This is a genomic window from Paraburkholderia silvatlantica, from assembly GCF_003096715.1.
Lineage (GTDB): Bacteria > Pseudomonadota > Gammaproteobacteria > Burkholderiales > Burkholderiaceae > Paraburkholderia > Paraburkholderia silvatlantica.
In genome coordinates this window covers 235,453-258,092 of the sequence record NZ_QEOL01000008.1, presented here as the reverse complement: position 1 = coordinate 258,092, position 22,640 = coordinate 235,453, and the positions used below count along the sequence as shown (strand labels likewise).

At 64.6% G+C, this 22,640-nt stretch carries 21 protein-coding genes and 1 pseudogene; 10 read left to right on the top strand and 12 right to left on the bottom strand.

Annotated elements, in window-relative coordinates; genetic code table 11:
- Nucleotide 1: 1 nt before the first annotated feature.
- A complete protein-coding gene (locus C7411_RS13855; RefSeq protein WP_133253655.1) occupies nt 2–889 on the bottom strand; it encodes a class I SAM-dependent methyltransferase in 888 nt (295 codons plus the stop codon).
- Nucleotides 890–1,278: 389 nt separating this feature from the next.
- Here C7411_RS13855 and C7411_RS37035 point away from each other — a divergent pair, with 389 nt between their 5' ends.
- Together C7411_RS37035 and C7411_RS13850 are read left to right on the top strand one after the other, a co-directional pair.
- The gene (locus C7411_RS37035) at nt 1,279–1,551 is read left to right on the top strand and encodes a hypothetical protein (protein ID WP_133253654.1); all 273 of its coding nucleotides are present in this window, start codon (nt 1,279–1,281) and stop codon (nt 1,549–1,551) included.
- 75 nt (nt 1,552–1,626) lie between these two features.
- The gene (locus C7411_RS13850) at nt 1,627–1,854 is read left to right on the top strand and encodes a hypothetical protein (RefSeq protein WP_042263514.1); all 228 of its coding nucleotides are present in this window, start codon (nt 1,627–1,629) and stop codon (nt 1,852–1,854) included.
- 105 nt (nt 1,855–1,959) lie between these two features.
- Here the strand turns inward: C7411_RS13850 and pstS are convergent, their stop codons facing one another.
- On the bottom strand, nt 1,960–2,997 hold the full coding sequence (gene pstS / locus C7411_RS13845; RefSeq protein ID WP_110384836.1) for a phosphate ABC transporter substrate-binding protein PstS: 1,038 nt from the start codon (nt 2,995–2,997) through the stop codon (nt 1,960–1,962).
- A 428-nt stretch (nt 2,998–3,425) separates the two neighbouring features.
- Between pstS and C7411_RS13840 the strand changes: the two genes are divergently transcribed.
- Nucleotides 3,426–5,054, top strand: coding sequence for a hypothetical protein (locus C7411_RS13840; RefSeq protein ID WP_243413141.1), 1,629 nt, complete (start codon nt 3,426–3,428; stop codon nt 5,052–5,054).
- 74 nt (nt 5,055–5,128) lie between these two features.
- On the opposite strand, the gene C7411_RS13835 is transcribed toward C7411_RS13840, so the two are convergent.
- Nucleotides 5,129–6,016: an NmrA family NAD(P)-binding protein gene (locus C7411_RS13835; RefSeq protein WP_110384835.1), complete on the bottom strand. Its 888-nt coding sequence runs from the start codon at nt 6,014–6,016 to the stop codon at nt 5,129–5,131.
- Between the two features lie 204 nt (nt 6,017–6,220).
- Between C7411_RS13835 and C7411_RS13830 the strand changes: the two genes are divergently transcribed.
- On the top strand, nt 6,221–7,087 hold the full coding sequence (locus C7411_RS13830; RefSeq protein ID WP_110384834.1) for a helix-turn-helix domain-containing protein: 867 nt from the start codon (nt 6,221–6,223) through the stop codon (nt 7,085–7,087).
- A 44-nt stretch (nt 7,088–7,131) separates the two neighbouring features.
- On the opposite strand, the gene acuI is transcribed toward C7411_RS13830, so the two are convergent.
- The 4 genes from acuI to C7411_RS13810 form a co-directional block, all read right to left on the bottom strand.
- Nucleotides 7,132–8,115: an acrylyl-CoA reductase (NADPH) gene (gene acuI / locus C7411_RS13825; protein WP_110384833.1), complete on the bottom strand. Its 984-nt coding sequence runs from the start codon at nt 8,113–8,115 to the stop codon at nt 7,132–7,134.
- A 46-nt stretch (nt 8,116–8,161) separates the two neighbouring features.
- Entirely contained in the window at nt 8,162–8,797 is a 636-nt protein-coding gene (acuR, locus tag C7411_RS13820; protein ID WP_110384832.1) for an acrylate utilization transcriptional regulator AcuR, read from the bottom strand.
- A 111-nt stretch (nt 8,798–8,908) separates the two neighbouring features.
- On the bottom strand, nt 8,909–9,496 hold the full coding sequence (locus tag C7411_RS13815) for a flavin reductase family protein (RefSeq protein WP_110384831.1): 588 nt from the start codon (nt 9,494–9,496) through the stop codon (nt 8,909–8,911).
- Nucleotides 9,497–9,654: 158 nt separating this feature from the next.
- Nucleotides 9,655–10,605, bottom strand: a complete 951-nt coding sequence (locus tag C7411_RS13810) for a DMT family transporter (RefSeq protein WP_110384830.1) — start codon at nt 10,603–10,605, stop codon at nt 9,655–9,657.
- A 116-nt stretch (nt 10,606–10,721) separates the two neighbouring features.
- Between C7411_RS13810 and C7411_RS13805 the strand changes: the two genes are divergently transcribed.
- The gene (locus C7411_RS13805; protein WP_110384829.1) at nt 10,722–11,528 is read left to right on the top strand and encodes an AraC family transcriptional regulator; all 807 of its coding nucleotides are present in this window, start codon (nt 10,722–10,724) and stop codon (nt 11,526–11,528) included.
- A gap of 97 nt (nt 11,529–11,625) precedes the next feature.
- Nucleotides 11,626–11,844: a hypothetical protein gene (locus C7411_RS13800; RefSeq protein ID WP_028207581.1), complete on the top strand. Its 219-nt coding sequence runs from the start codon at nt 11,626–11,628 to the stop codon at nt 11,842–11,844.
- A gap of 87 nt (nt 11,845–11,931) precedes the next feature.
- Here the strand turns inward: C7411_RS13800 and C7411_RS13795 are convergent, their stop codons facing one another.
- From C7411_RS13795 to C7411_RS13780, 4 genes are all read right to left on the bottom strand, one after another.
- Nucleotides 11,932–13,125, bottom strand: coding sequence for a porin (locus C7411_RS13795; protein ID WP_110384869.1), 1,194 nt, complete (start codon nt 13,123–13,125; stop codon nt 11,932–11,934).
- A 129-nt stretch (nt 13,126–13,254) separates the two neighbouring features.
- On the bottom strand, nt 13,255–14,610 hold the full coding sequence (locus C7411_RS13790; protein ID WP_110384828.1) for a cytochrome c: 1,356 nt from the start codon (nt 14,608–14,610) through the stop codon (nt 13,255–13,257).
- A gap of 8 nt (nt 14,611–14,618) precedes the next feature.
- Nucleotides 14,619–16,394 (bottom strand): GMC family oxidoreductase, encoded by a 1,776-nt coding sequence (locus C7411_RS13785; protein WP_110384827.1) that lies wholly within the window; start codon nt 16,392–16,394, stop codon nt 14,619–14,621.
- On the bottom strand, nt 16,395–17,144 hold the full coding sequence (locus C7411_RS13780; RefSeq protein WP_110384868.1) for a gluconate 2-dehydrogenase subunit 3 family protein: 750 nt from the start codon (nt 17,142–17,144) through the stop codon (nt 16,395–16,397).
- 714 nt (nt 17,145–17,858) lie between these two features.
- On the opposite strand from C7411_RS13780, the gene araD reads away from it, so the two are divergent.
- The 4 genes and pseudogenes from araD to C7411_RS13755 all read left to right on the top strand — a co-directional run bounded on the left by araD (nt 17,859) and on the right by C7411_RS13755 (nt 21,821).
- Nucleotides 17,859–19,610: an L-arabinonate dehydratase gene (araD, locus tag C7411_RS13770; RefSeq protein ID WP_110384826.1), complete on the top strand. Its 1,752-nt coding sequence runs from the start codon at nt 17,859–17,861 to the stop codon at nt 19,608–19,610.
- Between the two features lie 22 nt (nt 19,611–19,632).
- Nucleotides 19,633–19,809, top strand: a pseudogene (locus tag C7411_RS38115) (RraA family protein); the annotation flags it as partial.
- Between the two features lie 253 nt (nt 19,810–20,062).
- Complete coding sequence (locus C7411_RS13760; protein ID WP_110384825.1) at nt 20,063–20,752, top strand: FadR/GntR family transcriptional regulator; 690 nt, start codon at nt 20,063–20,065, stop codon at nt 20,750–20,752.
- A gap of 25 nt (nt 20,753–20,777) precedes the next feature.
- Entirely contained in the window at nt 20,778–21,821 is a 1,044-nt protein-coding gene (locus tag C7411_RS13755; protein WP_110384824.1) for an alpha/beta hydrolase, read from the top strand.
- 133 nt (nt 21,822–21,954) lie between these two features.
- On the opposite strand, the gene phaP is transcribed toward C7411_RS13755, so the two are convergent.
- A complete protein-coding gene (gene phaP, locus C7411_RS13750; protein ID WP_110384823.1) occupies nt 21,955–22,518 on the bottom strand; it encodes a TIGR01841 family phasin in 564 nt (187 codons plus the stop codon).
- Nucleotides 22,519–22,640 lie beyond the last annotated feature (122 nt).

Sequence of the window (22,640 nt, the reverse complement as noted above, 5' to 3'; positions counted from 1 at the left end):
TTCAGCCTTCAAGGGAAGCGCTGAGACGGTCTTTCGTCGTAATGCGGCGATTGCGGTCCGCGAATGCATCCGGGCGCGCGCCGCGCACGCTTTGCCAGACGACGACGTTCTCGTGGTCCTCAGGTCCGAAGCCGACTTCGTCGTGATCGTACGGAAATACGCCGGCGAACCAGCGCTGCAACTGGCGGGAGCCGTCGAAGACTTCGCCGCAGACGGGGTTATCGTAGACGATGAAAAGATGCTCGATGGTACCGCTCGCGAGGCCCGCTTCGAGTTTCTCCAGCAACGACGCCATCAGCTCGGGCCCGAATGGATTGAACAGAAAGACGACTACGTTGCCCGACGGCACCTTCAAGTCGGCAACATTCGCGTGCAATGCGCGAATGGGCGGCCGTTGCGGGAAGCGCCGCGCCATGACGGCCGCGTTCGCGTTCGCCGTTCTCACGAGGTCCGCGCTGATATCGTAGCCCAGCGCCAGAGAGAACGGATACTCGGAGGCGACGATCATCGGCCGGCCTTTACCGCAACCGATGTCCATGAACGTATAGCCGGTGACATCGCCCAAGGTGTCGAGCGCGCGGCGGATGATGGTCGGCTGCGAGCCCATGTAAGGCCTGAGTTGGGCGGCAAGACCGGGGTCGCGCTGCAGCGCGTTGGAATCGACCAGCCCGCTCGTGTCCGTGCCGTGCAGGAGATCGATGGGGTGGCGCCGCAGGCAGCCGGAGTACACCGCGCGCAATACCGGAACGCGAATGCAGATGCGCCGTATCTGCGGGATGAACATCGCGCGCTGCACGCTGTCGGGCAACCGGGCCACCACATTCAGCAACGGTTGCTTCAGTGCGCGCTCCAGCGCGAATCGGGGGCCGCCGTGTGTCGTTGTTCGCATGGATCGATGCGCTGTGAACCTTCTGGACAGGGGTTGCCGATCCACCATGATCGCGCGGTGCGTCGCGAGGTCGCCGCCATTCATCGGTTGTATTTCGACAAAAAGGCCCGATTTCGCGGCTTACTAACGAGTGTCATATGGGCGGCGTAGTGTTGTGAGCGGAGAGCCAGATCGTCGTGGGTTGCGTGCCCTTTTTCCCGCCGTCCGGCAAAGGCGCTTTCATGGCGACTGCCTCAATACTCTCCCTGATGTTTTTGCCTTTTTTTCCGTGCCTTAATAAGCGTTCTCGCGTAGTTCGGCGGGCGTCATGCTCCGGCTTCGCAAGGTATCGGTGCAGGCGGGTCTCCAGGTTTTTGTCTACGCAATACCCAACCGGAAGAGGCGAGACGATGAACGCGCGAGTAGATGCTGAAGCGCGCCGTAAGCGGTATGCAATGCACCGCCTTGGCCTGGCGATGAAGCGGCTGATGAATGCCGAAGCGGAATCCGAAAAAATGATGGCGACGCGCTGGGTGAATGCCTGGAGCGCTTCCGTTGGCGAGCGGTGGTTCGCGGCAAGCCCGTATGGCAGGCTGAGTCAGGCGGCATTAATGCGTGCCCCGATAAGAGGGGCGACAGCTTCCCGTAATGTGGCGAAATCGGGAAGGCAATCGTCAATATGAAATAAAACGCATATTTCATTGACCAATGGGGCCGCGAAACGATATTGTCATAATTTAGACATTTCCGCGCTTACCTTGGCTCTTGCAGAATACGAAACCACCCATCCTCTGAGCGTCGAACTGGATGGCGTGAATTACGCGGGTGCTTACCGCGTCATGGCCGGAAGCGTTATCGTCTACTTCGAAAACGAAATCAAGTTCGCGCAGTACGGAACGAATCGCCCGGAGATTATCGCGCGCTGGGTGTTGACGGACCTCTGCCGTAAATGCGATTCCCGCAGGCGCAAAGCAGGCAAGCGTTGATTCGTGCAAGCGCGTGGCCGACCTCTTCGGCCGCTTCCTGTTTCATCAACGCTTCCCCGGCGCAACGGCGCCTGGCGTGTGAACACTCGTGAATCGACGTGGGCGCTACTGTGCGGCAACCGCCTTGCGTGCGACGTCGTCGCTCTTATCGTCGTGCCATTGCGCGCGGATTTTCGTCACGACAATGGCAGGCAGTGGAATATAGTCCAGCGCCTGAATCGTCGGCTCGCCGTGCGTGAGCGCCCAGTCGAAGAACTTCAGCGTTTCGGCATTGTGCGCCGAGTGGTCCGGTGCCGCCTGCAACAGCACGTAGGTCGCGCCCATCACGGGCCATGCATCCTTGCCCGGCTGATTGGTCAGGACCTGAAAGAGCGAGCTTGACCAGTCCGCATTCGCTGCCGCCGCGCTGAAACTCTGGATGCCCGGCTGCACGACGGTGCCCGCCGCGTTGGTCATGGCCGTGTAGGTCAGATGATTCTGCTTCGTGAAGTCCCAGGCGACATAGCCAATGGCCCCGGGCAGGTAGCCTACGAACGTGGCGACGCCTTCATTACCGTTACCGCCTATCCCCAGGGGCCAGTGGACACTGGTGCCTTCGCCGACCTTGCGTTTCCATTCGGGGCTCACCTGCGAAAGATAGTGCGTCCAGATCAGCGTCGTGCCCGAACCATCCAGACGCCGCACGACGGCGATCGGCGTGTTGGGCATCTTGATCTTCGGATTGAGCCGCGCGATGGCCGGGTCGTCCCAGTACAGGATCTTGCCGAGAAAGATCCGGCTCAGCACCTCGCCGTTCAGCATCAACTGGCCGGCCTTGATGCCCGGAAGATTCACGACCGGAACCACGCCGCCTATTGCGGTGGGAAACTGCCGCAATCCTTCCTTGCTCAATTGCTCGCTCGTGAGCGGGGCGTCGGAGCCGGCGAAGTCGACCGTGTGCGCGACGATCTGCTTGATGCCGTCCATGGAGCCGGTGCTGCGGTAGATCACCTTGCCGCCGCCGGACTTCTGATAGTCGGTGGCCCAATGCGTGTAGAGGGGCGCGGCGAGCGTGCTGCCGCAGCCGGTCACATCTTGTGCGTGGCACGTCAACGCGCAAACGCCGCAAACGAAAGCGGCAATCAGAGGGGGGATTGGTCTCACGAGCTTCTCCCGTTATTCATGTTTTGCGGGATGTCGCGGAGAGTGTCTGGTCCGCGTGGTGTCAATTACAGTATGGTGACAGGCAAGATTCAAATTGAATCCTGCTATCGTTTGCCGGATTTTCGACGAAGCCTTCGAGTGAACCTGCGCGAACAGATGATGAGGATAACAAACGAAATAGCCGAATCGAAAACAGGCTGAGAAGCCCGACTTTCCGCAGAGGAAATCGTGTGAGCCACGCCGCATCGCCTGCAACGAATCTTTCACAAAATTTCGCTACGGTAAGCGGGATTGACCCCGTGTTCGTCTTGACAAAACGCCTGTAATTCCTTTCGGAGACGCTACAGATGGCCATCAATACCCTTCGCTCAGCATTTTGCGGCGCTTGTTTCGTCGCGCGTCCTTCCCGTCTTGCTATTGCCGCTGCTTTGGTTTGTGCCAGTGCAGGCGCAGCCGCAGCCGCAGCCGCGCAAGACAGCAACGCGTTCTTCGGTGGTTCGGGCCTGCTCGTCGTGAGCCGCAGTGTGTACGACAATCTGTCGAGCAACGTCACGCCCGGCATGACGCTGCCGCCCGCTTGCAACAGCGCGCAGGCGAGCTGCCCCACGGGAGGCGCGCCGACCGACGGCACATATCCGGCCGTCTGGAACAACGCGCTCTACGATCCGAGCTTCGGCATCACGGCGCGCATTTTCCTCGACACCATGACGCCGGGCGGCCAGGTCGTCCACACGCTGGAAGTGCCCAACAGCCTGCATCCGGGCCATGGCCACGACCAGCTCGTGACGAGCTTCAGCTCCAAGTCCGAACTCGCGCTCAACCTCTCGAGCGACGGCCGTTACCTGACTTTCATGGGCTATGTTGCGCCGGTCAACACGATCGACGTATCGAACTCGAATACGCCGGGCGCGATCGATCCGACGAATCCGGACGGTCAGGCGTTCTATCGAGCGGTGGCGCGGCTCGACGCCGAAGGGCACTTTTCCTTTACGCAGACGAATGCATACAGCGGCAATAACGGCCGCGCCGCATTGCTCAACAACGGCAACGACAATGGCGAAGGCAACGGTATTTACTACACGGTAGGCAACGCAGGCAACGGCTCGAATCCGCAGCCGGCAGGCGTGATACTCGGGGCGGGTGCGCAATTCATCGAAGCGACGCATCAGCATGAGGCGCAGCAAACGCCTGGCACGCCCACGCCGCTCGCGAGCTTCTCGGTGACGCAACTCGGTGCGAAGGCCGACAAGGTGGGCAAGGACGACAACTTCCGCGGGCTCACCGTCTTCAACAACGTCGTGTACTTCACAAAGGGCAGCGGCAGCAACGGCGTGAACACGGTGTACTTCGTCGACACCACGGGCAAGGCGTGCCCGTCCGGCGGCGTAGGCGTGCCGGTGGCGGGCGCGAAACTGCCGTCCAGCCCGCTTGCGTACGACGCTTCCACGTTGACGGCCAGCGGCTTGCCGAGCAACGTATGCGTGCTCGCGGGCTTCCCGGCTACGCCGAACAAGACGGCGACAACGCTTTCGTACCCGTTCGGCCTGTGGTTCGCCGACGCGAATACGCTCTATGTGGCAGACGAGGGCGACGGCTATTCGGGCGGCACGGATCTGTACACGCACGCCGCGCAGCAGACCGGTGCGGGCCTGCAGAAGTGGGTGTACAACGCCGGAACGAAGTCGTGGAAGCTCGCGTACACGCTCCAGAGCGGCCTGAATCTGGGGACTTCGTACACCGTTGCCGGTTATCCGGTGGGTACGAACAGCGCGACCCACCTGCCGTGGTCGCCTGCCACGGACGGCCTGCGTAACATCACGGGCCACGTCGGGCAGGACGGCACGGTCACGATCTGGGCGATCACCTCGACAGTGAGCGGCAACGGCGACCAGGGCGCGGACCCGAATCGCCTCGTCGCCGTGCGCGACGTGCTGCGCAACACCACGGCTTCGGGGGCTGCGAACGAGCGCTTCGTGACGCTGCGCAATGCGGGCTTCGGCGAGGTGCTGCGCGGGGTGTCGCTTGCGCCGGGCAGCCAGTTCGGCAAGTGGTTCTGATCGCTGCGCGGTCTTGCGGGAACGGCCGGGCGCGCGTAACGCCCGGCCGTTTTTTTGCCATTGCGGCGTGCGCGCTATTTGCTGCTGAATTTGGCAACGAGCGGCCCGAACACGTCGTCTAACGCGGTCGTGCCGAAGCGCCGCTCGCTGCGGCTCGCTTCTACGTCGATGCGGCCGGTGTTGTATATGTCGTAAAGATCGGTGATGAGCCGGCCGTGCTTCTCGCTGAGTCCGGCTTTGAGAAGCATGGGTGCCCACGAATCGCGCGGCAGCGCATGAGGCCTGATCGTGCGGCCGCTCGCCTTGCTCAGTGCCGCCGCGATATCGTTCACGCTGACCCTCTGCGGTCCTTCAATGCTCACGACTCTCGTCGTATCAGACCGATGCGATTCCAGCAGCAGCTCGGCGCTTGCCGCGCCGACGTCCTGTGCGGCGACCGTGGGAAAGCGCCGTTCCAAAGGCAGATGGAGGCTTGGCAGCGTACCGGTTGTGAGCGCGCCGGGAATGAACGCCGCCCAGTTCTGCATATGCTCCGCCGAGCGCAGCAACACGAGGTGCGTAGCAATGGGCTTCAGCTGTTTTTCCAGGTAGTGATAGAGCCGCGTGATGCCCGTATTCAACGGCAATTCCGCGCCATAGTCGGAAATGGCGAGCAGCGTGGCGGGCGGGTTTTCGCGCAGGGCGCCGGCCGCGACGTCGATCATCGTGCGCATGGTTGTTTCGGGGTCCATATCACCGGATGGGACGGGGCATAGCAGCTGGACGGCGTGAGCGCCCTTGATCGCGGCCGCGACCGACTGCGCGTCGGTCAGATCGGCAAGCGCGATTTCGCAGCCCAGCGCCGCGAGGCTTTCGCCATGGCGGGCATGGCGCACCACGGCGCGCACTGGCTTGCCCGCACGACGCAACGCGGCAGCGGTGACACATCCGGCTTTTCCCGATGCTCCAAAAATCACAAACATGATTGCTTTCTCCTGGTGTGCGCAGTCTGCGTCATCGTAGGCAGACGAACGCCGCATGGCGCGCAGGAACGGATGGCGCTGCGCAGAAACGGATGATTGAATACGTCCACCATTGCGCGGTGCGCGAGCGTGGCCGTAATCCAGTAAACTGGCCGCAAACATCGCACGATTTCCCGCACCGCTTGAGCGTCGAAAAGGAATGCCATGAGCGCACTGATTGCAGATTCGCACCGGCACGCGGGAACCAGCGTCAGCCTGCGCTCGAGCGCCGGATTGGGCTGGCAGGGCGGTGGCGCCGAACTGCTGCGTGTGAGTGCTGGGCAGTATCGCTTTCCCGCGATGACGTATCACCGCATCGGCATTCATGTCGGCACGCCGGTGCGCGCGCGATGCGCGTGCGACGGCCGCCGTCAATCGCGGCTCCAGGCGCACGGCGACGCGGATGTGGTGCCTGCCGGGGTCGAAGGCGAATGGACCGATGACGCGGACTGCACGATTTTGCGCGTGTGGTTCGACGACGCTTTCGTGCGATCGATTGCAGAGCAGATGGAGAACCCGTGGGGCGAGCGCGAGATCCGGCCGCATCTCCAGTTGCGCGACCCGCGCATCAATGCGCTGGCGGGTGCGCTGTTGGCCGAGGTCGATGCGGGAACGGCTTGCGACCCGCTATTTACCGAGAGCATTTCCACCGCAATGGTCGTGCGGCTGCTCGGCGGCACAGGTGCACCGGACGGCCGGGGCGCAGCGGTGCTTGCGGCACATAAAGCGGCGCGCGTGACCGATTACATCGAGAGTCATCTCGATCAACGCCTCACGCTCGGCGAACTCGCTGCGCTCGTCGGCCTGAGCGCGCCGCATTTCAAGGCCCTGTTTCGCGAAACGCTGGGGATGCCGGTGCATCAATATGTCGTGCGCCGGCGCGTCGAACGCGCGAGGGTGTTGCTCATCGAAGGCAAACTCAGCCTGAGCCAGGTGGCGCTCGAAGCGGGGTTCGCGCATCAAAGCCATATGGCGCACTGGATGACGCGGCTTCTCGGCGTCACGCCGCGCGCGTTCGCGAAGGGTTCGTGAATGCGGCGAAATCGTGAGACGTTGAATCGCCGCGCCTGCGCATGTTACCGGTTGACGTCCACCACGAGCCGCCCGCGCACATGCCCGGCGAGCAGATCGTTTGCGGCTGCAATGGCCTCGGCCAGGCCGATTTCCTGCGTAATCGTGTCGAGCTGCTGCAGATCGAGCGTCTCTCCCAACGCTTGCCAGGCTTGCTGCCGCTGCGCAAACGGACGCGTGACGCTATTGATGCCCAGCAGGCTCACGCCGCGCAGAATGAATGGCGCGACCGTCGCGGGAAAATCCATACCCTGTGCCAGGCCACAGGCCGCCACCGCGCCATCCGCGCGCAGGCTCGCGCAGACATTGGCCAACGTGTGGCCGCCAACCGAATCGACCGCGGCAGCCCAGCGTTCTTTTTGCAGCGGGCGGCCCGGCTCCGACAGCGAGGCGCGGTCGATCACTTCGACGGCGCCGAGCTGCTTCAGATACTCCGCCTCCTTCAGCCTGCCGGTCGAAGCGACGACGCGATAGCCTCGGTGCGTGAGCAGTGCAATGGCAAAGCTGCCCACGCCTCCGCTCGCGCCCGTGACGAGCACGTCGCCGTGCGCGGGCGTGATGCCGTGTCGTTCGAGCGCGAGAATGCAGAGCATGGCCGTGTATCCGGCCGTGCCGACTGCCATCGTTTGTCGTGGCGTGAAGCCCTTCGGCAGCGGAATGAGCCAGTCGCCCTTGACGCGCGCCTTCTGCGCGAGGCCGCCCCAATGTTGTTCGCCAACGCCCCAGCCGTTGAGCACGACCGCGTCGCCCACCGCGTAGGCAGGGTTCGCGCTTTGCGCGACCGTCCCGGCGAAATCGATGCCCGGAACCATGGGGAAGCTGCGAACGACCGGGCCTTTGCCCGTGATCGCCAGGCCGTCCTTATAGTTCAGCGTGCTGTAGCCGACATCGACGAGCACGTCGCCTTCCGGCAGGCGCGCGTCGTCGAGTTCGGCGATGCGTGCTTCGTACGATCCGGATTCCTTATCAATCAGAATGGCCTTGAACATGATGGATCCTGCTCCTGAAACAGTGAACGGTTGGCCTGCCGCGGCCTCATGCGCGCGGCAACCCCGCGATGAAACCTCTGAAGAATGTGTCGAGTGGCGCTGCGCTGCGCACGAGCCTCGCACGCAGCACGGCACCTTCCCAGCCTATCCAGAAGAAGGCGGCAAGTGACGCGAGGTCGATTCGTTTGGCGAGCACGCCTTCGCGCTGGGCCTCGCGCAGGCACGCAACGATGCGCGCTTGCCAGCCCTGCAGAATGCGTTCGAGCGTTGCGCGGAAATCGTCGGGCAGGATGTCCACCTCTACGCCAAGGTTGCCCACGAGGCAGCCGCGTGTATAGCGGTGACGGGCCATGCCTTTGCTGGCGTCGTCGACGAAGGCGCCGAGGCGCTCCAGGGCGGGGCGCGTGTCGTCCTGCAGCCAGCGGTCGAGCTTCGCGCAAAAGTACGCGTCGTACGCGGTCATCAACTCGCGCCCGAATGCTTCCTTGCTGTCGAAGTAGTGATAGAACGAGCCCTTGGGAATGTTCACCCGCTTGAGCACGGCATCCAGCCCTGTGGCCGCGAAGCTCTGTTCGGTCAGCATTTCCATGCCGGCGCGAATGAGCGTTTCGCGTGTGTCGGCGTGCGCGCGCGGGTCTTTCGGCGGCCTGCCGCGGCGCGGTTTGGCGAAGGTCGGTTCCATGTCGCCGATATTAGACCGATCGTCTATAAAATTCAAGCACGCGGTTGTTTGAGTCGCCAGGGGCGACTTCATCCCACCCGTGATCGTAGCGGCCTGCTCGCGTTTGCGCGCTTATGTGAGTTCGCGCGCCTTGATCGTTTCGCCGGCGCGCACGAAATTGCCGGCGCCGAGATGGTGGATCGTGTGCAGGTCCGCGTTGCTGCTGTCGAGTTCCCAGTGGCCATTGCGGAAGGCGCGCGGGTCGGCCGCGGCAGCGATCACTTCGGCGAAGCACGTATCGTAGGCGTCTTCGGTATGCCGCTCGGGAATCAGGCGGCATTCCATCCACGCGGAGCAGCCTGCTTCGAGCAGGGGCACGCCAAGCCTGGGGCCCGTAATGGCGGCGATATTGAAGCGCCGGAACTTGTCGATCTCGCGGCCGCTTACGCTGCCCACGGCATAGGTCAGGTCGATTGCAGCGGCGCCCGGAATGATCACGCCGAACGTGCCGCTCGCGTTGATGAGTTCGCGCGTGAACGTGCGCTTGTCGATCACGATGGCGATGCGCGGCGGCGTGAATTCCACGGGCATCGACCATGCGGCCGCCATGACGTTGCGGCGCTTGCCGTCGCTGCTGGTGACGAGCACCGTGGGGCCGTGATTGATGAGGCGGCTCGCGTGTTCGGGCGCCACGGGCGTGAAAGTCGAGAGGGTTTGCATCGGGTGCTGGATTCGCTGGGAGTCGGAACCCGAACGACTTTACCTCAGAATTCGGTGAGTTCGTGGCCGAGGTGGTCGTGCGCGAGTTGCCTGTGGGCAAGCGCGGCGATGCGATGGCTCAATCGCGCAGGACCGAACTCATCCGGCGGGAAAGCCAATCAGGAAGCCCGGGCGCCGTTTGCGCTGGCGGTACGGCGCCCGAAAGCCTGGCGGACCCAGCTTTGCGCGTTCACCACCAGCAAGCCGAGCAGCACGAGCGCCGAGCCGAAGAGGAACGCGGGCTCCACGCGCTCGTGCAGCAGCACGACGCCGAACGCCACGCCGAACAGCGGCGTCATGAACGACAATATGCCGAGGCGCGCGGCCAGATAGCGGCGCAGCAGCCAGAACCACACGAGGTAACTCACGAACGAGACGAGCAGGGTCTGGAATGCGAGGGAGGCCAGGGCGAGCGGCGTACCGTGAAAGTGCGCCTGGCCGGTCAGAAACGCGAACGGCACCAGCACGACAAAAGCGCCCGCCAGTTGATAGAACAGCGTTTGTGTGGCTGGCGCCTCGCTCAGGCGGCTCGTACGCACGACGACAGTCGTGAGCCCCCACGCCGCGCCGCCGCACAGGCCCATGAAGTCGCCGGGCAGCCACAGCGGCGAGCCCGGTATGTCGGCGCCCAGCAGCGCGGGGCCGAGGAACGTGATGGCGATGCCCGTGAAGGCGATCGCAATGCCGCCCCATTGCAGTCGCGCGAGGCGTTCGTCGGGCAGGCGCATATGCAGGCCGATTGCCGCGAACATCGGCGCGGTATAGATGAATACGGCCATATGCGAGGCGTTGGTCCAGCGCAGTCCCACGGCCACGAACACGAATTCGAGCGCAAACAAGCCGCCTGTGACGAGCCCCGCGCCGCGTGCCACGCCCGGCAGCCAAAGCTCGCGCGAAACGAGCCGGTTGAAGAGCCACACGAGTGCCGCAGCCACGCCCGAACGCAGTCCGATCTGCAGCATGGGCGGGATGTCCCCGGCCACTGCCTTGATCGCGACCTGTTGCAGACCCCATGCGAGGCAGAGCGCCACCATGATGGCCACGGACGTTGCGTCGACTTGCTTTCTCATTGCGGGCTCGCTGATTTGAAGGATTCGGCTGAGGTCCGGTTGCAGTGGGCGTAGTATTGATGCGTCGGGATGCGCGCATATAGCGCAAAACTGACAATCGATAGCCCCAGGCTGCCATGCCCAAATCACCTGACCGTGCTCGCCCGGCGCGCTACCTGCGCCTGCCGCCCTTCACCGACGTGCTGCCCACGCCCGTGTTCTTCCGCATGGAGCACATGCCTTCGCACGCCACGTATCCGCAGATGTGCCACCCGTGGGGCGAGTTCGTTTATGCGTTCAGTGGCACGACCGAGGTGAAGGCGGGGGACGAGCACTACATCACGCCGCCGCATCTCGGGCTCTGGATCGCGCCGGGCACGGAACACGTGGGGTTCAACGAGCAGGAGACGGTGCATTGCTCGGTGTACATCAGCCGCGACCTGTGCACGCGCATGCCGGCAACGAGCTGCGCGGTCATGGTGTCGCCGCTCGTGCGCGCGATCCTCGAGCATCTGCGCGTGACGCCGGCGGAGGAAGAGGGCGAAGCGCAGCGCGCGCGTCTGTTGCGCGTGCTCGTGGATCAGCTGTCGACCAGCGCGACCACGGGCAGCTTCGTCCCGCATACCGACGACGCCGATCTGAACGCGATCCTCCAGGTGCTGCGCCAGAATCCCGCCGACAATCGCACGCTTGCCGAGCTTGCCGATGCGTTTCACATGAGCGAGCGCACGCTCATGCGGCGCGCGCAAAACGAACTGGGCATGTCGTTGACTGAATGGCGCCAGCGCATCCGGCTCGTCAACGCGCTGCCGATGCTGCATGCGGGGCGCAGCGTCGAGGCCGTGGCGCTGGATCTGGGGTACGCCACGTCGTCGGCGTTCATCGCAATGTTCCGACGATTGACGGGCACGAGTCCCGGGCAGTTCGTGGCGCGCACGCGTTGAGCATAGGGTTGCGCGCAACCGTTACGAAACCCCGCCAAACCTCGCGAAACCCCACAAAATCCTAAAGATTCCCCGCACGTGCGCCGTTAGAGCTGGCATGAAAGCGCTACTCACCCAAACCGACGCACGCTTCATCCTGTCGATCGCCCTCGAGCTGGCCGAGAGCCAGGCCGCTGCGGCCGGGGTTCAGCTCGAATCGGCGGCAGGATCGGCGATTACCGACGACGTGATCGTCGCCACACTGTCGCAGTTCGCACCGACTGTGACGATCGACGAGTTTTACGGCCTGCTGGACCGGCCCGAGGTGCTGCACTGAACCGCGAAGCGCCTGGCAAAAGGAGGCGGGCGCTCAGGACATGAGCACCCGCGGTTTCGTTGCGCCAGCAACGAAGCGTCAGATTGACTAGAACTTCTGACGCAGGCCTACGCTCACAATGGCTTGCGACTGAGTGGCGGACGAGTGGCCGTTGCCCTTGTCCGACACCGAAGCGGTTGCCGCGACCGGATTGCCGGCAGCGTCGAGCGTCATGCCCGACGCATGCTGGTAGCCCGCGAGCAGGTACACCGTCGAGCGCGTCGAGAGATCGTAGGTCGCGCCCACCGAAACGTTGTGGTACTGCGCGTCTTCATCCACACCTTGCACGGCGCTCCCGCGCGTATAGCTGTAGCCCGCGAACAGATGCGTGCGCGGCTGCACGTTCCACTGCGTGAAAATGCCCGCGATATTGAAGATCGCATTGCCCGAGAACAGCGAATTCGCCCCCGGGCGATACTGCACGTTGCTGTAGTTCACGCCGACCACGGCGGGACCGAAGTCCCACGTTGCGCCCGCCGCCGCCACCTGTTGCGATTGCGCGCTCGCGTAGCCTTCGTTGATCGACGAATTGAACGTGCCGTCGTACGTGCCTTGCCATTTGCCGTAGGTGGGATCGTCGAGGCCGGTCTTGCTGTTGTCCGAGCGCTCGTAGCCCACGCCCATGCGCAGCGGGCCGTTTGCGTAGCCCGCGCCTACGCTCCAGGTGTTCTTGCGCTTCATGCTGCCCGCCTGGCCGCCGAAACCGTACAGCGCGCCGAATGTGAAGCCCGCGTAATTCGCGCTCGTGTACTTGATCGAGTTGTCCACGCGCGTGGTCTGGTCGAGATCGTCGATGTCGCCCGGATGCGCGCCGAAGCCGCCGATGAAGTTCACCGCCGCGACCGGCCCGACGAAGTCGTCGAGCGAGGTGTACTGGCGGCCCATGGTGAGCGAGCCGTAACGCTGATCGGCGAGGCCCACGAAGGCCTGGCGGCCGAACAGGCGCCCGCCCTGGCCGGAGGTGCCGTTCGTGATGTCGAAGCCATCTTCGAGCAGGAAGATGGCCGCGAGCCCGTTGCCCAGGTCCTCCTTGCCCTTGATGCCCCAGCGGCTGCCCGAGAGGTTGCCGGTGGAGAGGCTCACGTTCGAGTGGCCCGTGTAGGCGCCGGCGGTGCCGGTGCGTTCGTTGCTGCGATACGTGATGCCGGCATCGGCGATGCCATACAGCGTGACCGACCCCTGCGCCGATGCGATGCCGGCGAGCGAGAACAGGACTGGCGCGGCGAGCAGGTGTTTTTTCATCATGGTTGTTTCAACGTCTAAAGATCGCCTCGTGAGCGATTTCTGCTTATGCGCGCACGCGCCTGCGGCCTCGCGAGCGAGGCTGCCGGCGCGAAACGCGGGGGAGGGAAAAGTGCGGCGCGGGGCGCGTCAGCGCTTGAGCGTTGCGCCGGGCGGCGGCGCCGGCGTGCTCACGGTGAGGGTCTTGCGGACCTTCGCGACGTCTGCGGCGCTCACTGGCGCGCCAGCATTGCCCCAGCTCGCACGCACGAAAGTGGACACGTCGGCCACTTCCTGGTCGGACAGACGCCAGCCGAGAGGCGGCATCGTGAACGACGAGGGCGCCGATTTCGTGCCTTCGAGCGCGCTGCCTGCGAGCAGCACGTGAATCAGCGAAGTGGGGTCCTTGCCCTGCACGACCGGGTTGCCGCCGAGCGCCGGGAATACGCGCGTGTAGCCGCGCCCGTCGCTGCGGTGGCAGGCCATGCAGTTGTCGCGATAGACCGCCGCGCCGCGTGCGCTCGCGTCGCCGTTTTGCAGCCGGTTCGCGGCGGCGGGATCATAGGCGTACGCGGTTTCCTTCGGGTCGCTTGCGGGCAGCGTCTTGAGATAGCGCGCAATGGCGAGCAGGTCCGCGTCGTTCATGTGCTGCATGCTGTGCTGAACCACGTCGGTCATGCCGCCGAACGCGGCGGTATGCAGATTGCGCCCCGACTTGAGGAACTGCACGATGTCGTCCTCGTTCCAGCTGCCCAGGCCCGTGCGCGGGTTGCCGCGCAGGCTCGAGGGCACCCAGCCGTCGATCGGGCCGCCGCCGGCGAGGAAGTCGTCGCCTTCGAGGTCGGTGAGCGCGAGTTCCTGCATCGTAGGTGCGCGTGGCGTGTGGCATGCGCCGCAGTGGCCGAGGCCCTGCACGAGATAGGCGCCGCGCGCGACGATCGCGTCGTTGTAATGCGCTCCGTCGAACGCCTGCACCTTCGGCGCGAACAGCATGCGCCAGGCGCCGAGCGGCCAGCGCATCGAGAGCGGCCAGGGAATGTCCACGGCGCGGTTCGGTGCCCGCACGGGCGCGACGCCGCGCATGAAGTACGCGTAGAGCGCCTTCATGTCGTCATCGGAGAGGCGTGCGTATGAGGGGTAGGGCATCGCGGGGTAAAGCGTCTCGCCATTCGGCCGCACGCCCTGACGCACCGCCCTGGCGAAATCGTCGTAACTCCACTTGCCGATGCCCGTATTCGCGTCGGGCGTAATGTTGGTCGAGTAGATTGCGCCGATCGGCGTATCGAACTTCAGGCCGCCAGCAAAGGGCCTGCCGCCCTGCGCGGTATGGCAGGCAATGCAGTCGCCGGCGCGCGCGAGGTATTCGCCATGCGCGACGAGCGCGGTGTTCGGCAGTTCGGCCGCGTATGCGGTATGCGCCGTGAATGACGCGAGCGCCGCGCAAGCCGCGGCCGAAATCGTTGCGCGTACAACGATTGCGTACAGGGAGACAATGCTCTTCTTCATGCGGCTTTTCACACGCTCACCAGGGGGCCGGGGTTCTTCAGATACTGGTTGCGAATGGCTTTCGCGCTCCAGTAAGCGAGGGCGGCGACGAGGCCGGTCGGGTTGTAGCCGATCCCCTGCGGGAACGCGGAGGCACCCATCACGAACACGTTGTGCACATCCCAGCTCTGCAGATAGCGGTTGATGACGCTGGTGCCCGGATCGGTGCCCATCACGGCCCCGCCCACGAGGTGAGTGGTCTGATAGCGGCGCGAGTCGAAGTGTGCGCCGAACTCGCGCGTATAGACATTGATGGCCTTCGGGCCCATCGCCTCGGCGATCTTTTGCATCTGGCCCGTCACGTACCGCGCCATCCTGATGTCGTTGTCCTTCCAGTCGAAGGTCATGCGCAGGAGCGGCTGGCCGTACGAGTCGCGATAGGTCGGGTCGAGGTCGAGGTACACGTCGCGGTACGACATGTTGGAGCCGTGCGCATCCATCGAAATGGTGTGCACGTAGTGGTCCTTCACGGCCTTCTTCCACCCGGCGCCCCAGTTCGGCGTGCCGGCGGGCGTGGCGATGCCGCTGATCGGCTTCACGCCCGCCTGGTTCACCCACAGCGGCGAGCCGCCCACGAAGCCGGGCGGCCCGTGGTCGAAGTTGTCGGCGTTGAAGTCGTCCACGGCCACGCCGTTGCCGCCCGCGCCGATGAACGGGTTCGTCCACGTGTCCTTGTCGAAGAACGCCGTGATGGTCGAAAGGTTCTGGTACGCGAAGTTGCGGCCCACCACGCCCTCGCCCGAAACCGGGTCATAGGGCTTGCCGATGCCCGAAAGCAGCAGCAGGTGCACGTTGTGATACTGGAACGCCGAGACGATCACGAGGTCCGCGCTCTGGAACACTTCCTGGCCCGCCGGATCGATATAGGTCACGCCGGTGGCGCGCTTTTTCGTATCGTCGAGTTCGACGCGCAGCACGTGGCACTTCGAGCGCAGTTCGAAGTGCTTTTCCTGCTTGAGCGCGGGCAGGATGTTGAGGTTCGGCGAAGCCTTCGAGTACATGTAGCACGCGTAGCCGCTGCAAAAGCCGCAGAAGTTGCACGGGCCCATCTGCACACCGTAGGGGTTCGTGTACGGCCCCGACGTGTTCGCCGAAGGCAGGCGGTACGGATGCAGGCCGAGCGACTTCGCCGCGTCGAAGAAGCGCTGTGCCGAATACGTATTCAGTTGCGCGGGCAACGGGAAATTGTCGCTGCGCGCGGCTTCGAACACATTGCCGTCGCCGACCACGTTGCCCTTCACCTTGTACGCCTGGCCCGAAGTGCCGAACACCTTCTCCGCGAAGTCGAAGTGCGGCTCCAGTTCGTCGTAGGTGACGCCGTAGTCCTGGATCGTCATGCCTTCGGGGATGAACTTCTTCCCATAGCGCTCTTCGTAGTGGCTTTTCAGGCGCAGCTCTTCGGGCGTGATGCGGAAATGCACGCCCGACCAGTGCAGGCCCGCGCCGCCCACGCCCTCGCCGGGCAGAAACGCGGCGAGCTGGCGGTAGGGCAGGGCCGTGTCGTTCACGCCGTGGCGGATCGAGACGGTGGTCTTCGAAAGATCGAGGAAGAGCTTCTTGCGGATGTTGTACGTGAGCTCGTCGATGGTGTTGGGGTACGCGCCGTCCGGGTAGGTGTCGCGATACTCGCCGCGCTCGAGCGCGACCACGTTCAGGCCCGCTTCGGTCAGTTCCTTCGAGAGTATCGCGCCGGTCCAGCCGAAGCCGATCACGACGGCATCGACGTGAGGTTTCTTGATCGCCATTTATGTACGTTCCCCGTTGATCGAGACCGGGCCGTACGGGTAGGGCTTGCCGTTCTGGTTCACGAAATCCATGAAGTCGGCACGCGCGCCGGGGAAGCCGATCATCTTCCACGCGGCCATGTTGCGGTTGCCGCCGTGGATCGGGTCGCAGAAGTAGCCTTCGCGCGTGTTCTGCAGCAACTGGCCGAAAAACACCGAGGCCGGCACGCCGTCCAGTTCGACCTTGCCCGCTTCGAGCGCGGCGAGCACGCTGTCGCGCGTGCCGGCGTCGAGTGCGTCGAAGTCCTTGCCGTAGGCCTTCGCGCAATACGCGTTCACGGCCTGGATGCCAAGCCGGTAAATGTCGCGCGGCACGAGCTTCAACTGGTAGCCGAGTTCGGGCACACCTTGCTGGAACGGCCCCTGCATGTACCAGAGTGCGCCGTGCGCGTAGGGCGTGTCCATCTGCCGGTCGATGAATTCGGGCACGCCGGCTTCCAGCGCGCCGGGGCCTTCGGAATCGGCGGGAATCAGACGGTCGGTGGCGGCTTCGACAAAGGCCCACTCGCGCGCGTCGAAGAAGCGCGGCTTATAGGCGACGGCCTGCCCGGCTTCAGCCCTCGGGTTGGGCGCAGAGGCGGCGCTGCCCGCTGCGGCGGTTTCGCTCGACGGCGCTTTGCCGCCCTCGCAGCCCGCCAGTGCGCTGGCAGGCACGAGCACCGCTGCCGTGCGCAGGAAACCGCGGCGTGTCGTGAGAGGAGATTCGGACATGGTGGGATTCTGTATGAGTTCGGCGCCGTGTGATTCGACCGTGTCCGCGTAGCCATCATGAGCGCTGCGCACGACACGCCGCCGCGGCGGCCACGGAACGGGCATAGTAAATGGAACCGGTTCCACGATTTGAGCGCGATTCTACAATATTCCTTTACGGGGCCGGTATCGGGCGCGCAAGGGCGGGGAGCACGATTGTCATACCTTCCTGTAAAGATCTGACAAACTTAACAAGTTGTTTTGCGACTGCGGCGGGCCGATGCTACTGTGCCCGGTATGGACCACCCTCCATTCCAGCACGAGGCCGCATGAAACTGTCCCCGATCGTCGAGAGCGAATTCGCCTCGATTGTGACTCTCGGGCATTGCCGACATGGGCCCGATCCTGCCGCTGCTCTCGCAGTCGCCCGCTGAGGCGCTGCCGGCGATCGGCGAGGCGGCCAGGGCGCTGCTCGCGTTCGAGCAGAAGCGGGTTGCACGGCACAGACCGCCAACGCCTGAACAGCGGGTTTGGCACAAACATGCAATTGAACGGAGCCAATCTTCGGCGCGAACACGCGGCGCTATTTCCGTTTCCTCCCGAATACATCGAGTATTCGCTTCGTCGCAGTCCTTGCGCTCGGCCCTTCTGGCGGCCAGCGCAAGCCCGTTATGAATGTGAACAGGCCATGGACCAACGCCGGCGGCTTAGCGGAAACACCTGGAGCAACGCAAGATGAGCAAGAAGCGAAAGACCCCTGAGGAACTGCGCAGCCACCGCTGGTATGGCGTGAACGACCTGCGGTCGTTCGGGCATCGCTCGCGCACCGCGCAGATGGGCTACAGCCGCGAGGAGTACGCGGGCAAACCGGTGATCGCCATCCTCAATACGTGGAGCGAGATCAACCCTTGCCATACGCATTTCAAGCAGCGCGTGGAAGAGGTCCGGCGCGGCATCTGGCAGGCGGGTGGTTTCCCGATCGAGCTGCCGGTGCAGACGCTTGCCGAGCCGTTCCAGAAGCCCACCACGATGCTCTATCGCAACTTCCTCGCCATGGAAGCGGAAGAGACGATCCGTTCGTACCCGGCCGACGGCGTCGTGCTGATGGGCGGCTGCGACAAGACCACGCCCGCGCTGCTGATGGGCGCGATCTCGATGGACCTGCCGACTATCTTCCTGCCAGCGGGCCCGATGCTCAACGGCAACTGGAACGGCGTGACGCTCGGTTCGGGCTCGGACAGCTGGAAGTACTGGGCCGACCTGCGCGCGGGCAAGATCACCGAAGAAGACTGGAAGGGCGTGGAGGGCGGCATCGCACGCTCGCCGGGCCACTGCATGACGATGGGCACGGCATCGACGATGACGAGCGCTGCGGAAGCACTCGGCTTCACGCTGCCGGGTTTTGCCTCGATTCCCGCGCCGGATTCGCGTCACGCGCAGATGTCGGCGAAGACGGGCATGCGCATCGTCGAGATGGTGTGGGAAGACCTGAAGCCTTCGGACATCCTCACGCGCAAGTCGGTCGACAACGCGGTGACCACGTGTCTCGCGCTCTCCGGCTCGACCAACGCGATCGTCCACATGATTGCGCTTGCGCGCCGCGCCGGTGTCGATCTCACGCTCGCGCAGTACGATGAAATCGCGCGCCGCACGCCGGTGCTCGCGAACATCCGCCCGACCGGCAAGTACCTCATGGAGGACTTCTACTATGCAGGCGGTCTGCGCGCGATGCTCAAGGAACTCGGCGACCTGATCGACGGCACGCAGATGACCGTGAACGGCAAGACGCTCGGCGAGAATATCGCCGACGCGCAAATCTACAGCGAAGAGGTGATCCATCGCCGTGCGAAGCCGCTCATGCCGGATACGGGCCTCGCCGTGCTGCGCGGCAATCTCGCGCCGGACGGCGCCGTGATCAAGCCGGGCGCCGCGGAAAAGCATCTGCACGTGCACACGGGCAAGGCCGTGGTGTTCAAGGACTACAACGACATGGCTGCGCGCATCGACAGCGAAGACCTCGACTGCGACGAGAACAGCGTGATTGTGCTCCAGCACGCGGGTCCGGTTGGCGCGCCCGGCATGCCCGAGTGGGGCCAGTTGCCGATTCCGCGAAAGATTCTGCAGAAGGGCGTGCGCGACATGCTGCGTATTTCCGACGCGCGTATGAGCGGCACGAGCTATGGCGCGTGCGTTTTGCACGTGGCGCCGGAATCGTTCATCGGCGGTCCGCTCGCCTTCGTGCAGGACGGCGACCTGATCGAGCTGAACGTGCCGGAGCGCCGCCTGAACGTGCTGATTCCGGACGAGGAAATGGCGCGCCGCAAGGCCGCGTGGGCCGCACCGGAACCTCGCTTCAAGCGCGGCTATGGCGCGATGTACCAGATGCACGTCATGCAGGCCAACAACGGCTGCGAGTTCGACTTCATGCAGCGTGACGGCGTGGGCGGCGCGTGCGCCAGCGCGGGCGGCGAACCCGAGATTCACTGAGGAGACGATGCCGGCCCGGCATGACGGGCCGGTGCGCGACAGCGCGACCATCGCGGCGCCCGGCATTCCGGTGTTCCGCGCGGGCGCCTCGGCGCCGCTCAATCTCTGCAAGCACCACACGGTCGACCTGAACGTGCCGATCGGCTGCGGCGGCGTGGCCGTGTTGCCGGGCGACATCATCGTCGGCGATGCAGCCGGCTTCGGCCTGCGCTGGCTGGAGCCAGGAGAGTCGCAGCAAGCGGAACGGCGCATCCGAGTAAGCGCCTTTGCGGCAGGGCGCCCAAGCAAAAGCGCAAGCGGCCCGTAAATTGGCCGCAAATTGGTAAAGCGGGGCGGGAAGCGCGGAAACCCCCGCAGAATGGGGGCTGGCGGGCGGCGGGTGGACGCTTTCGGGCCGCGATATGACTTACAATTGACGATACTCCTGACAACCCAACGTGCACCGCCCGATCATGTCTGAGCAGAAAGCGCCGAATATGCCGGCGCGGATTTACAGCGACATCCTCAATCGCATCATCGAGGGCGAATACAAGGAAGGGGAGCGCCTGCCGACCGAGCACATGCTCGCGGAGCGCTTCGCGACCTCGCGCCCCACGGTGCGCGAGGCGCTTGCCCAGCTGCGGGCGGACGGCATCATCGCCACGCGCCACGGATCGGGCACGACGGTCATGCGGCGCCCCGATCCGGATGTGCGCCGCTTCGCACCGCTCGAAACACTGTCGGACATTCGCCGCTGCTACGAATACCGCGTGGTGGTCGAAGCCGGGGCGGCCTCGCTCGCTGCGCAAAAGGCCGAAGACGAAGACATCGCCGCGATCCGGCACGAGTGGGACAACCTGCAGACCATCGTCGAGACCTCGGGCATCGGCGCGAAAGACGACTTCGCGTTCCATATGGCCGTGGCGCGCGCCTCGAAGAACCAGTTCTTCATCGCGGCGCTCTCGGGCATTCAGGAGCAGATGGTGTTCAGCATGAACCTGTCGCGCAATCTCTCGCTCGTGAAGTCGATCGAGCGGCAGCGTCTCGTGCAGCAGGAACACCTCGAAGTGCTCGAAGCGATCCAGGCGCGCGACCCCGAACGCGCATCGACCGCCATGCGCGCGCATCTCGAGCGCGCGGTGAACCGGATGTTCGGTTCCTGAGCATATCTTCCCGGCGCGCGCCTTCATGGGTTCAAACGTTCCGCTCCGGCTGGCAGTTGCGATCGCTGCGAGCGCGCTGATCGTTGCGCCGGCAATCGCACCGGCGCGTGCCGTGCGGCCCGTCAGCGTGATCGCCGACGCGCGCATGCCCGTCGAGCAAGGCCAGGCGCAATTTCCGCTTTATGTGAGCGCGGACTGGAACGCGCCGCAGCCCGCCGTCCAACGCGCGGTGATCATCGTGCATGGGCGGCTGCGTAACGCCGATACCTACTTTCGCACCGCGCAGCATGCGCGCGAGCTGGCGGGCGTCGATCCGGCGGCCACGCTGCTCGTCGCCCCACAGTTTCTCGCCACCGCCGACGTGAGCGCGCACCACGCACCGGGCGATCTTCTGAGCTGGCGCGGCAACGCGTGGATGGCCGGCGCGGACGCCGCAAGTGGCGTGCCGGTGAGTTCATACGCCGTGCTCGACGACATTGCGCGACATCTCGCCGACCGGCGTCTGTTTCCCAATCTGAAAACGATCGTGTTCGTGGGGCATTCGGGCGGCGCCCAGGTGCTGCAGCGCTACGCGATCGTCTCGCATGCGGATGCGCTTGCCGCCGAGGGCATCGACGTGCGTTTCGTGGTGGCGAGCCCGTCGTCGTACGCGTATTTCGACGCGCAGCGGCCCGACGCGAACGGCGCGCCAGCGGCATTCGACGCCTCGCGCTGCGCGGATTTCGACCGCTGGAAATACGGCATGGAGAACCGGCCGGCGTCCATCGCCGGGAGCACGCCCGCGCAACTCGAAGCGGACTACGTGAAGCGGCGCATCGTCTACCTCGCGGGCGGCAACGACGACGATCCCGCGTCGGCATCGCTCGACAACAGTTGTGCTGCACGGGCGCAGGGCGCGCAACGCGTGGCCCGCGCGCAAGGCTTCTACCGCTACCTGCAAACCCGTCACCCGGGCGGCCTGAATCAGACATTTCATGTCGTCCCCGGCGTGGGGCACGATGGCGCGCGCATGCTCACGTCGAGTTGCGCATTGGCGGCGATGTTCGATACGGCAGGCTGCGCGCCTTGACGGTCAGCGCTGCGTCGCGCTGTAGCGAAAACGCAAACGGGCGTGGAGCTCGCATTGCACGAGATCCACGCCCGTCTTCGGTCCGGCTGGCGGCAGTTGTTGCCCCCGCCAGCGCAACGAGAAGCGTAACGCTTTAGGCAGCCTGCTTGGCGGCGCGTGCCGACGCTTGCGCGACGGCCTTCGTTGCGGCCTTGCCGGCGGCGTCGAAGTTGCTTTCCGCGAATTCCACTGCCTGCTTCGCAGCCTTGTTCACCGACGCGTACGCGTTGCTGGCGGTGTTCAGCGCCGACTTGATCGCGGCGACAGCCGCTTCCGAGCCGGCCGGGGCGTTCTTCGCGGCGCTGTCCACGAACGATTCGAGCGCGCGCTGCTGCGTTTCGTACTGCGACTGGGCGGCGGTGGCGAATTCGGCTTGCGTGGCCGAAACGATGCCGTAGACGCTGCGGCCATAGGCCAGCGCCTTCTCAGCGGCGGGCTGGGCGAAGCCGGCCTGCACGGCGAAGAAGCCTTGCGGGTCCTTGGCCGAAAGCACGCGATGGGCTTGTTCCTGACCTTCGGCGAACGCGGAGCGGGCCGTTTCGATGTTGAGTTCGGCGAGCTTGATCGCGCCTTCGAATGCCTTGCTCGTCAGGCCGAAGAGGGCCTCGAGACCGGCTTTCTGGTTGGCGGCGAACTGTTCGGGGGTCGGCAGGTTCATGTCTCTTTCCTTTTAGGGGACGCTACGCGTCGGTTTCGGTTGCGAAAATCAACTTTCGGGTCGATCACCGGTTCGCGCAGGGAAGGTTTTGTGCGATGCAGCAATCGACTTCATGGTAACCG

What these genes read in the sequence shown, in the direction of transcription:
- C7411_RS13855 (WP_133253655.1), bottom strand. Translation starts at nt 889, where the DNA reads ATGCGAACAACGACACACGGCGGCCCCCGATTCGCGCTGGAGCGCGCA.
- C7411_RS37035 (WP_133253654.1), top strand. Translation starts at nt 1,279, where the DNA reads ATGAACGCGCGAGTAGATGCTGAAGCGCGCCGTAAGCGGTATGCAATG.
- C7411_RS13835 (WP_110384835.1), bottom strand. Translation starts at nt 6,016, where the DNA reads ATGTTTGTGATTTTTGGAGCATCGGGAAAAGCCGGATGTGTCACCGCT.
- C7411_RS13830 (WP_110384834.1), top strand. Translation starts at nt 6,221, where the DNA reads ATGAGCGCACTGATTGCAGATTCGCACCGGCACGCGGGAACCAGCGTC.
- acuI (WP_110384833.1), bottom strand. Translation starts at nt 8,115, where the DNA reads ATGTTCAAGGCCATTCTGATTGATAAGGAATCCGGATCGTACGAAGCA.
- acuR (WP_110384832.1), bottom strand. Translation starts at nt 8,797, where the DNA reads ATGGAACCGACCTTCGCCAAACCGCGCCGCGGCAGGCCGCCGAAAGAC.
- C7411_RS13815 (WP_110384831.1), bottom strand. Translation starts at nt 9,496, where the DNA reads ATGCAAACCCTCTCGACTTTCACGCCCGTGGCGCCCGAACACGCGAGC.
- C7411_RS13810 (WP_110384830.1), bottom strand. Translation starts at nt 10,605, where the DNA reads ATGAGAAAGCAAGTCGACGCAACGTCCGTGGCCATCATGGTGGCGCTC.
- C7411_RS13805 (WP_110384829.1), top strand. Translation starts at nt 10,722, where the DNA reads ATGCCCAAATCACCTGACCGTGCTCGCCCGGCGCGCTACCTGCGCCTG.
- C7411_RS13800 (WP_028207581.1), top strand. Translation starts at nt 11,626, where the DNA reads ATGAAAGCGCTACTCACCCAAACCGACGCACGCTTCATCCTGTCGATC.
- C7411_RS13795 (WP_110384869.1), bottom strand. Translation starts at nt 13,125, where the DNA reads ATGAAAAAACACCTGCTCGCCGCGCCAGTCCTGTTCTCGCTCGCCGGC.
- C7411_RS13790 (WP_110384828.1), bottom strand. Translation starts at nt 14,610, where the DNA reads ATGAAGAAGAGCATTGTCTCCCTGTACGCAATCGTTGTACGCGCAACG.
- C7411_RS13785 (WP_110384827.1), bottom strand. Translation starts at nt 16,394, where the DNA reads ATGGCGATCAAGAAACCTCACGTCGATGCCGTCGTGATCGGCTTCGGC.
- C7411_RS13780 (WP_110384868.1), bottom strand. Translation starts at nt 17,144, where the DNA reads ATGTCCGAATCTCCTCTCACGACACGCCGCGGTTTCCTGCGCACGGCA.
- araD (WP_110384826.1), top strand. Translation starts at nt 17,859, where the DNA reads ATGAGCAAGAAGCGAAAGACCCCTGAGGAACTGCGCAGCCACCGCTGG.
- C7411_RS13760 (WP_110384825.1), top strand. Translation starts at nt 20,063, where the DNA reads ATGTCTGAGCAGAAAGCGCCGAATATGCCGGCGCGGATTTACAGCGAC.
- C7411_RS13755 (WP_110384824.1), top strand. Translation starts at nt 20,778, where the DNA reads ATGGGTTCAAACGTTCCGCTCCGGCTGGCAGTTGCGATCGCTGCGAGC.
- phaP (WP_110384823.1), bottom strand. Translation starts at nt 22,518, where the DNA reads ATGAACCTGCCGACCCCCGAACAGTTCGCCGCCAACCAGAAAGCCGGT.